Origin of the sequence: Pseudomonas sp. UBA6276, assembly GCF_002438365.1 — a bacterium.
Taxonomy (GTDB): domain Bacteria; phylum Pseudomonadota; class Gammaproteobacteria; order Pseudomonadales; family Pseudomonadaceae; genus Aquipseudomonas; species Aquipseudomonas coleopterorum.
Map to the genome: position 1 here is coordinate 1 of NZ_DJUS01000160.1, position 5,852 is coordinate 5,852.

The following is a 5,852-nucleotide window of genomic DNA, read 5'->3' on the forward strand; positions in this document are numbered from 1 at the left end:
GGTCGACCTTCAGGTGGGGCAGCGCCTGCTTCTGCTTGTAGAGAATCTTGGACAGCAGCAGGCTGCCCTTGAGCACGCTGATCTGCTCATCCAGGGCCTGGTCGCTCTGGGTCACGCTGTCGAGCTGCTGGCGGGTCTTGAGGTTCTGCTGGGTCAGCTCGTTGAGGCGGTCGGTGCTGCGCAGGAGGTAGTCGGACAGTTTGACGTTGGTCGCACTTTCAGTGGCCAATACGCTGCTGCCGCCGGCTTTCTGTGCTTCCAGCGACTGTTTGGTGACCGTTTCCTGGGACTGCGCCAGACGCTTCTGATTGATCAGCGTCTGCAGGTCCTGGATTTCCTGATCCAGCCGAGTGGTTTTTTCCAGCACCAGATCGTGCCGGGCATTACCCAGGTCTTGCAGGGTGCTGTTACCGGCCAGTTCCTGGCGGCGCAGGTTGATCAAGGCACCGATGGAGGCCTGTTCGGCCACCAGTTGGTTGCGGGTGTCGGGCGTCAGCGCCTTGCCGTCGTTCTTGCCCAGCTTGAGGATGCCGTTGATCTGCTGGATGCGGTTCTGGCTGGCGCTGATCTCGGTCTGCGCGCGTTCCGGGCGGGTCTGCGCGGTAATGATCAGGCTGTTGGCATCGGACAGCGCCTTTTGCAGCTCACCTTGTTCGGTGGTGCGCTCGCTGAAGATCTGCTCCAGCTGCGGCACACTCAAGGTTGCGTAGCGCTGAGTCACCGGGATGACCGGCGCGCCCTTGAGGCGGCTCAGCTCACGCTGCGCCTCAAGGGTCTGCTTGGGTGCATCGGTGAGTTGCTGCTTGAGATCAGCCAGCTTGCGTTCGTTGTCTTCCTGATTGCCGATCAGGCCCAGGGTCTGTTCGAACACCTGCTGCAGAGCCTTCTGGTCGGCTTCTGGCAGCTTGCGTTCGGCGATCTTGTCGAGGTTCTGCTGCACCGTTTCGCGGTTCAGCGGGTCGGCAGCCTGAACGCTGGCGACAGCCATGCACAGCCCCAGCAGGGCTGCGGAAAGAAAATTGCGCATAGGTTAAGAGTCGTACAGCTCGAAGAGAGATGGGCAGTTTAGAGGAAGAGCCCAGGCGCTGGACGACTTCCTTCGGGGAATTTGACGCCCACTTTCATGATCCGGTTCCCGTCCATGACCGCGACCGTCCACAGCGTGCCATTCCACTCCACGTGGTCGCCGACGATCGGTGCGCCGCCGACACGCTGCATGATGAAGCGGCTGAGCGGCATCTGCGGATCCAGACCGTCGAGCTTGAGGCCGTAGAGCGCCGAGACAGCGCCCAGTTCGGCGTCGCCTTCGAGCACGAAGTCGCCGAAGAAACGCAGGTCCAGACCGCGTTGTGGTGCGCGGCTGAACAATTTGCCCAGGGCGGGCAGGTTGTGTTCATGGCCGATCACGCACAGCAGGTCGTCCACTTCCAGCACCGTACTGCCTGAGGGGTGGAGCAGTTGCTGGCCGCGAAACAGCGCGGCGATGCGCGTGCCTTCGGGCATCTTGAGTTCGCGCAGAGCAGCGCCGATGCACCATTTTTCCGCGCCCAGGCGATAGACGAACAGCTCCCACTCACTGGTGATGTGCACTTCGAGGGCCGAGCGGGAGATCGGCGCCGGGTCCGGCGGCACGGTGACCTTGAGCAGCTTGGCCACCCACGGCAGGCTGGTGCCTTGCACCAGCAGCGACACCAGCACGATAAAGAAGGCCAGGTTGAAGAACAGCTGCGCATCCGGCAGCCCGGCCATCAACGGGAACACCGCCAGAATGATCGGCACCGCGCCGCGCAGGCCCACCCAGGAAATGAACGCCTTTTCGCGGCCGTGGAAGGCCTTGAACGGCAGCAGCCCGACCATCACCGACAGCGGCCGCGCGACCAGGATCATCCACAGCGCCAAGGTAAGGGCGGGCAGGGCGATGGGCAGCAGGTCGTGGGGCGTGACCAGCAGGCCCAATACCAGGAACATGCCGATCTGTGCCAGCCAGGCCATGCCGTCGAGCATGTGCAGAATGCCGTGGCGGCTGCGGATCGGTTTGTTGCCCATGACCAGGCCGCACAGGTACACGGCGAGGAAGCCGCTGCCGTGCAGGGCGTTGGTCAAGGCGAACACCAGCAGGCCGCCGGCCACCACCAGGATCGGGTACAGGCCGGTGGCCAGGTTGATGCGGTTGACCAATTGCAGCATGACCCAGCCGCCGCCCAGACCAATCACGCCGCCGATGCCGAACTCGCGCAGCAGATGGCCCAGCAGGCCCCAATGCAGACCGGTCTGGCCGCTGGCGATCATGTCGATCAGGGTCACGGTGAGAAACACCGCCATGGGGTCGTTGCTGCCCGATTCGATTTCGAGCGTTGCGGTTACCCGCTCGTTCAGGCCCTTGCCACCCAGCAGAGAGAACACCGCTGCGGCATCGGTGGAGCCGACGATGGCGCCGATCAACAGCCCCTGGATCATGCTCAGGTCGAACAGCCAGGCTGCCACCGCACCGGTCAGCGCAGTGGTGATCAGCACCCCGACCGTGGCCAGCGACAGCGCCGGCCACAACGCCACGCGAAAACTCGAAACCCGCGTGCGCAAGCCGCCGTCGAGCAAAATCACTGCCAGCGCCAGGTTGCCGACCAGGTAGGCCGTGGGGTAGTTGTTGAAGATGATACCGCCGCCATCCACACCAGCGGCCATGCCGACGGCGAGGATGATTACCAGAATGGGAATGCCCAGCCGAGAGGACAGCGAGCTGACCAGAATACTTGCACCCACCAGCAACGCGCCGATCAAGAACAGGCTGTTGATGAAGGTGGCGTCCAAGGGCAGTACTCCGTAAGCAGTGGCAGAACCGGCAACATGCAGGCCTCGTGCCAACGGATTCTAACCCGTGTAAACACATGTATGTCAAAGGATTTGCCCGGTACCGCCGTCACGTCGCAGGTACGCCGGCGCAGGGTCTGGCCCAGATACACCACGGGCGCCCGAAGGCGCCCGTGGTGTTTAACCGATCAGCTCACATTGGTCAGCATCAGCCGATGCTCATCAGGCTGGCGTTGCCGCCGGCCGCAGCGGTGTTCACGCTCAGTGCCCGCTCGATCACCAGACGCTCCAGGCAGATCCCGGTTTCACCCTGGGACAGGCCGTGTACGCCGACGATGGCACCGCCGCGCTTGGCGATCTGCTCGCAGACCGCGCGCAACTGGTCGGAATCACCGTGATGCAGCACTGCGTCGAACAGCACCTCGTCCTTGTTCCACTCCGGTACCAGCTTGACCCGTGCCTGAACTTCCTTGGGCAGACGGGCGCGCACGGCCTTGCTCAAGGCATTGTCCGGCAGCACTGCGCTGGAGCCCACGGCCATCACCGCTGCCAGTTGCACCAACAGGTCGGCTTCCACCTCGGCCAGGCACAGTACGTGCTCGCGCGGCAGGATGGTGTAGCTGTTGCGTTCACCGGTCGGGCCATCGAGCAGACGGGTCACGCCGCTCTGCGACTGAATGGCAAATTCGCCGCACAGCTGTGCCAACTCGGCCTGCTGGGTGCTCGCGGCCCAGGCTTGCAGCGCCTGCAACGGCTTGCCCAGGGCATCGCGCAGGCGCACGTCGGGTGCGAGCCCGGCGTCACTGCGCTGGAACGACTGGGCGATGGCATCGTTGGGTCGGGTCGACAGCAGACGGTACAGGTACAGCGGGCCACCGGCCTTGGGACCTGTGCCCGACAGCCCTTCGCCACCGAACGGCTGCACACCCACCACAGCGCCCACGATGTTGCGGTTGACGTAGACATTGCCGGCATGGACGTTGTCGATCACCTTGGCGATGGTCTCGTCGATGCGGGTGTGCACGCCCAGGGTCAGGCCATAGCCGGAAGCGTTGATCTGAGCGATCAACTGATCCAGATCGCGACGCTTGTAGCGCACCACGTGCAGCACGGGACCGAAGATCTCGCGTTGCAGCTCATCGAAGCTTTCCAGTTCGATCAGGGTCGGCATGACGAAGGTGCCGCGCTTGATCTCGGCGCTGTCGGCAATGGCCATCTGGTAGACGTCACGGCCTTTGTCGCGCATGCCCTGGATGTGCTTCTCGATGCCGGTCTTGGCTTCGGCGTCGATCACCGGGCCAATGTCCACGCTCAGGCGCTCGGGGTTGCCCAGGCGTGCTTCGGCCATGGCGCCCTTGAGCATTTCGATTACGCGGTCAGCGGAATCTTCCTGCAGGCAGAGCACGCGCAGGGCCGAGCAACGCTGGCCGGCGGAGTCGAATGCCGAGGACACCACATCGATCACCACCTGTTCGGTCAGCGCCGAAGAATCGACGATCATCGCGTTCTGGCCACCGGTTTCGGCGATCAGCGGAATCGGTCGACCCTGCGAATCCAGGCGCCCGGCGATGTTGCGCTGCAGCAGTCGCGCCACCTCGGTGGAACCGGTGAACATCACGCCTTTGACCCGCTCATCGCCCACCAGCCGTGCGCCGACGGTTTCACCGCGGCCCGGCAGCAGTTGCAGCACGCCTTCCGGAATGCCGGCGTCGAGCAGCAGGCGTACGGCCTGAGCGGCCACCAACGGGGTTTGCTCCGCAGGCTTGGCCAGCACCGGGTTGCCCGCGGCCAGCGCCGCAGCCACCTGGCCGGTGAAGATCGCCAGCGGGAAGTTCCACGGGCTGATGCACACCACTGGCCCCAATGGGCGATGGGCGTCGTTGTTGAAGTCATTGCGCGCCTGCACCGCGTAGTAGCGCAGGAAGTCCACGGCTTCACGCACCTCGGCAATGGCGTTGGCGAAGGTCTTGCCGGCCTCGCGGGCGAGCAGGCCCATCAGCGGCTGGATCTCGGCTTCCATCAGGTCCGCGGCACGCTCCAGCACGGCGGCACGCTCGGCTGGCGGGGTGGCCTGCCAGATCGGGCCGTTGATCAGCGCACACTGAATGGCGTTGTCGACGTCAGTGACCGTAGCCTCCTGGACATGGCCGACCACGTCGCGCAGGTCGGACGGGTTCAGCACCGGCTGGGCCGGTTCGTTGCTGGCCTCGCAGCCCAGCAGCGGCAGGGCTTTCCAGTCGTTGTGAGCCGTGGCCAGCAGGGCGGACGACAGCGATGCGAGGCGATGTTCGTTGGCCATGTCGATGCCGGCCGAGTTGGCCCGGTCGCTGCCATACAGATCGCGCGGCAGGGGGATGCGCGGGTGCGGCAAGCCGAACTGACCTTCCTGGGTCGCCATCCGCTCGATGGTGGCCACCGGGTCGGCGACCAGTTCCTGAATGGAGATGGACTGATCGGCGATACGGTTGACGAACGAGGTGTTGGCGCCGTTCTCCAGCAAGCGGCGAACCAGGTAGGCCAGCAGCGTTTCATGGGTACCGACCGGTGCATACACGCGGCATGGACGGTTCAGCTTGCCATCGGCCACCTTGCCCACGACCTGCTCGTACAGCGGTTCGCCCATGCCGTGCAGGCACTGGAATTCGTACTGGCCCGGGTAATAGTTCTGACCGGCAATGTGGTAGATGGCAGCCAGGGTATGGGCGTTGTGGGTCGCGAACTGCGGGTAGATGACTTCCGGCACCGACAGCAGCTTGCGTGCGCAGGCCACATAGGACACGTCGGTGTACACCTTGCGAGTGTACACCGGGTAGCCTTCCAGGCCCTCGACCTGAGCGCGCTTGATCTCGCTGTCCCAGTAGGCGCCTTTCACCAGGCGGATCATCAGGCGATGACGGCTGCGACGAGCCAGGTCGATGACGTAGTCGATCACATACGGGCAGCGCTTCTGGTAGGCCTGGATGACGAAGCCGATACCGTTCCAGCCGGTCAGCTGCGGCTCGAAGCACAGGCGTTCGAGCAGGTCCAGCGACAGCTCCAGGCGG

General features: G+C 64.3%; 2 protein-coding genes and 1 pseudogene. All 3 read right to left on the reverse strand.

The window, feature by feature from the left end; translation table 11 throughout:
* A pseudogene (locus B2V21_RS18560) lies at positions 1-1,027 on the reverse strand (mechanosensitive channel MscK); the annotation flags it as partial.
* Between the two features lie 38 nt (positions 1,028-1,065).
* Complete coding sequence (locus B2V21_RS18565) at positions 1,066-2,808, reverse strand: potassium/proton antiporter (RefSeq protein WP_286917658.1); 1,743 nt, start codon at positions 2,806-2,808, stop codon at positions 1,066-1,068.
* A 208-nt stretch (positions 2,809-3,016) separates the two neighbouring features.
* A partial coding sequence (gene putA, locus B2V21_RS18570) for a trifunctional transcriptional regulator/proline dehydrogenase/L-glutamate gamma-semialdehyde dehydrogenase (RefSeq protein ID WP_286917659.1) occupies positions 3,017-5,852 on the reverse strand: 2,836 nt, incomplete at its 5' end.